The sequence below is a fragment of the Mesorhizobium sp. M7A.F.Ca.CA.003.01.2.1 genome (genome assembly GCF_003998945.1).
Lineage (GTDB): Bacteria > Pseudomonadota > Alphaproteobacteria > Rhizobiales > Rhizobiaceae > Mesorhizobium > Mesorhizobium ciceri.
The window spans coordinates 1-3,330 of sequence record NZ_RZRA01000649.1 but is presented as its reverse complement, the minus strand read 5'-3'; the positions used below and the strand labels follow the sequence as shown (position 1 = coordinate 3,330).

The window sequence follows — 3,330 nt, the reverse complement described above, 5'->3', positions numbered from 1 at the left end:
GTCTTCAACAAGCGAAGTAGCGTCGTAGGCCCGCCACGAGGCCTCATCCGTGCCGAGATATTTTTCGAAAGCCGGCCTTGACCAGCCGGCAGCGCTTGGCTGCACGATCGGCGCAAATGCCGAGCAACTCCTGAACCGCTGCGGGTTTTTCAAAGCAATCGTCAGCGCGCCGTGTCCGCCCATCGAATGGCCCGTTATGGCTTGGCGCGACATGTCTGCCGGAAAATTAGCGGCGATCAGCGTGGGTAGTTCCTCGACGAGGTAGGAATACATCCGGTAGTTCTTCGCATAAGGCTCCTGCGTTGCATCAAGATAAAAGCCGGCGCCGCCGCCAAACTGCCAATTGTCCTTGTCATCAGGGATGTCGGCGCCGCGCGGACTGGTGTCTGGACAGACGACGATCAGGCCAAGTTCGGCGGCCATGCGCCTGTATTCGCCTTTGTCCATGACATTTTGATGGGTGCAGGTCAGTCCCGACAAATACCACACCACGGGGCAAGGCGTTTCCCGGGCCTGTGGAGGCACGAAAACGGCAAACGTCATGTCGCAGCAGCAACTCGTCGACAGGTGCGAATAGATGCCCTGCACTCCGCCATGGGATTTTGCCTGGGAGATGGTCTTCATGGGTTCCGGCATATTCCCTCTCCACGGATTTCAAACGCCAATGGGCCGGTGTCTACGGCATCGACCATGATCGCGGCAACCCGGGCGGATCAGGTGGGGTCGAACCGACCGGCGGCGCGGACATCCGGAATGTCAGTCGCGCCGCCGGCCTAACGCCCGATGTCGGGGAGGCACGGTATTTTGGGAACACAGAGCCTTCGACGCGAGCGTGTCGTGTGAGCCGGTCAGTAAACCACGACGCTGCGAATGCTCTCCCCGGCATGCATGAGATCGAAACCCTTGTTGATGTCCTCGAGCTTGAGCGTGTGGGTGATCATCGGGTCGATCTGGATCTTGCCGTCCATGTACCAGTCGACGATCTTCGGCACATCGGTGCGGCCGCGCGCGCCGCCGAAGGCGGTGCCCATCCAGGTGCGGCCGGTGACCAGCTGGAACGGCCTGGTCGAGATCTCCTGGCCGGCGCCGGCAACGCCGATGACCACCGACTTGCCCCAGCCGCGATGCGAGGCTTCCAGCGCCTGACGCATCACCTTGGTGCTGCCGGTGCAGTCGAATGTGTAGTCGGCGCCGCCGATCTGGTCGGCGCCACGCTTGGTCATGTTGACGAGGTAGGGCACGACATCGCCGTCGATCTCCTTCGGATTGACGAAATGCGTCATGCCGAAGCGCTCGCCCCACTCCTTCTTGTCGTTGTTCAAATCGACGCCGATGATCATGCCGGCGCCGGCAAGTTTCAGGCCCTGGATGACATTGAGGCCGATGCCGCCGAGGCCGAAGACGACCGCGGTGGCGCCGATCTCGACCTTGGCGGTGTTGATCACGGCACCGATGCCGGTGGTGACGCCGCAGCCGATGTAGCAGATCTTGTCGAAGGGCGCGTCGGGGTTGACCTTGGCCAGTGCGATCTCGGGCAGCACGGTGAAGTTGGAGAAGGTCGAGCAGCCCATATAGTGAAAGATCTTGTCCTTGCCGATCGAGAAGCGCGACGAACCATCGGGCATCAGGCCCTGGCCCTGCGTGGCGCGGATCGCCGTGCAGAGGTTCGTCTTTCTCGACAGGCAGGACGGGCACTGGCGGCATTCGGGCGTATAGAGCGGGATGACGTGGTCGCCCTTCTTGAGCGAGGTGACACCCTTGCCGACATCGACGACGACGCCGGCGCCTTCATGGCCGAGGATGGCCGGAAACAGACCTTCCGGATCGGCGCCCGACAGTGTGAATTCGTCGGTGTGGCAAATGCCTGTCGCCTTGATCTCGACCAGCACTTCGCCCTCGCGCGGGCCCTCGAGGTCGACCTCCATGATCTCCAGCGGCTTTCCGGCGGCAACAGCGACAGCGGCGCGGGTTTTCATTCTTTTTCTCTCCCAAATCTCTATTTTGCCGGGCCAGAACGCGGCGCTTATGATCAGACTATGCGGCGATCTTGCCGGGGCCGGCGGGAAACACACCCGACATGACGGTGAAGCCCTTGATGCGCTTGACACGGTCGCACCAGCGCCGAATAGCCGGATAGTCCTGGCGCGGAACACCGCCTTCCTCCGACAGGATGATGTAAGGAAAACAGGCGATGTCGGCGATGGTCGGGTGACTGGCCGAACAGATCCAGTTGCGGCCCTGCTGTTCGCCGAACCACAGATGCTCGTCGAGGATACGGAAAAGGCGATGCGCGCCGGCACGCGCGGCGTCGATATCGAAGTCATAAAACAGCGCATCGTGCAGGCGGGCGGCCGACGCCGTCGAAGTGATACCGTCTGCAAAGGCCAGCCACTGGCTGATCTCGCCCAGCAGAGCGGGATTGTCCCGCGGATACCAGGTGCCCGACGGATCGTATTTCGAGGCGAGATAGACAAGGATCGCTTGGGCATCGCGCAAGATCAGCTCTTCATCCTCGATGACCGGCAGCTGGCCAAGCGGATTGAGTTTCAGGAACCATTCCGACTTGTGTTCGCGGCCGGGGTAGAAGTCGACCGGCACGGTCTTGTAGTCGATGCCGAGAAAACTCATCAGCAGCCGCAGCTTGTAGCAATTGCCCGACAGTTCGTAGTCGTAAAGCGTGATCATCGGCGGCTCCTAAAGCAATTCCAGGAAAAGTGTGTAACGGTTTTCCGTCCGGAATTGCGTAAAACAAACAGTTAGATGTCCAGCACGAGGCGTGCCGATTTGGCGCGCGAAACGCAGGTCATGATCTTGGTTCCGGCCTTCCTCTCGGCATCGTTGAGGTAGACGTCCTGATGGTCCGGTTCGCCCTCGATCACCGTCGCCACGCAAGTGCCGCAGGCGCCTTGCTCGCAAGACGACGGAACATCGATGCCGCTTTCGCGCATGACCTGCATGATCGTCTTGCCCGCCGGCACCTGAAGCGTGACGCAGGAGCGCGCCAGCGCGACCTCGAAGCTCGAACTGTCGTCGATCTTGTTGGTGTTCTTGAAGTACTCGAAATGGACGGCGCTATCCGGCCAGCCCTGCTCGGCCGCGATCTTGCGCGCGGCTTCCAGCATCGGTCCCGGGCCGCAGATGTAGAGATGCATGCCATTGCGATAACCGGCGAGGAGTTGTCGAAGCTCGGCGCCGGTCGCGTCGGGCGAGAGGCCGAGATGCGGCTTCAGCGCATCGCCGAGATGCTTCAGCCGATCGGCAAAGGCGAGGTGTTCCTCGCCTTGCGCGAAATAATGCAGCTCGTGCGCAAGCTCCTGGTTCTTCAGCGCC

At 61.4% G+C, this 3,330-nt stretch carries 4 protein-coding genes; all 4 read right to left on the bottom strand.

The window, feature by feature from the left end:
• Positions 1–636, bottom strand: a 636-nt coding sequence (fghA, locus tag EN969_RS22980) for an S-formylglutathione hydrolase (protein WP_127419419.1), incomplete at its 3' end; no start/stop codon positions are given.
• Between the two features lie 212 nt (positions 637–848).
• Entirely contained in the window at positions 849–1,976 is a 1,128-nt protein-coding gene (locus tag EN969_RS22975; protein ID WP_063168878.1) for an S-(hydroxymethyl)glutathione dehydrogenase/class III alcohol dehydrogenase, read from the bottom strand.
• 58 nt (positions 1,977–2,034) lie between these two features.
• Positions 2,035–2,685 carry a glutathione S-transferase gene (locus tag EN969_RS22970; protein ID WP_063168879.1) on the bottom strand — a complete coding sequence of 217 codons (651 nt, stop codon included), beginning with the start codon at positions 2,683–2,685 and terminating at the stop codon, positions 2,035–2,037.
• Between the two features lie 71 nt (positions 2,686–2,756).
• Positions 2,757–3,330 (bottom strand): iron-sulfur cluster-binding domain-containing protein (locus EN969_RS22965; RefSeq protein ID WP_164758430.1); only part of this gene is annotated, 574 nt, incomplete at its 5' end.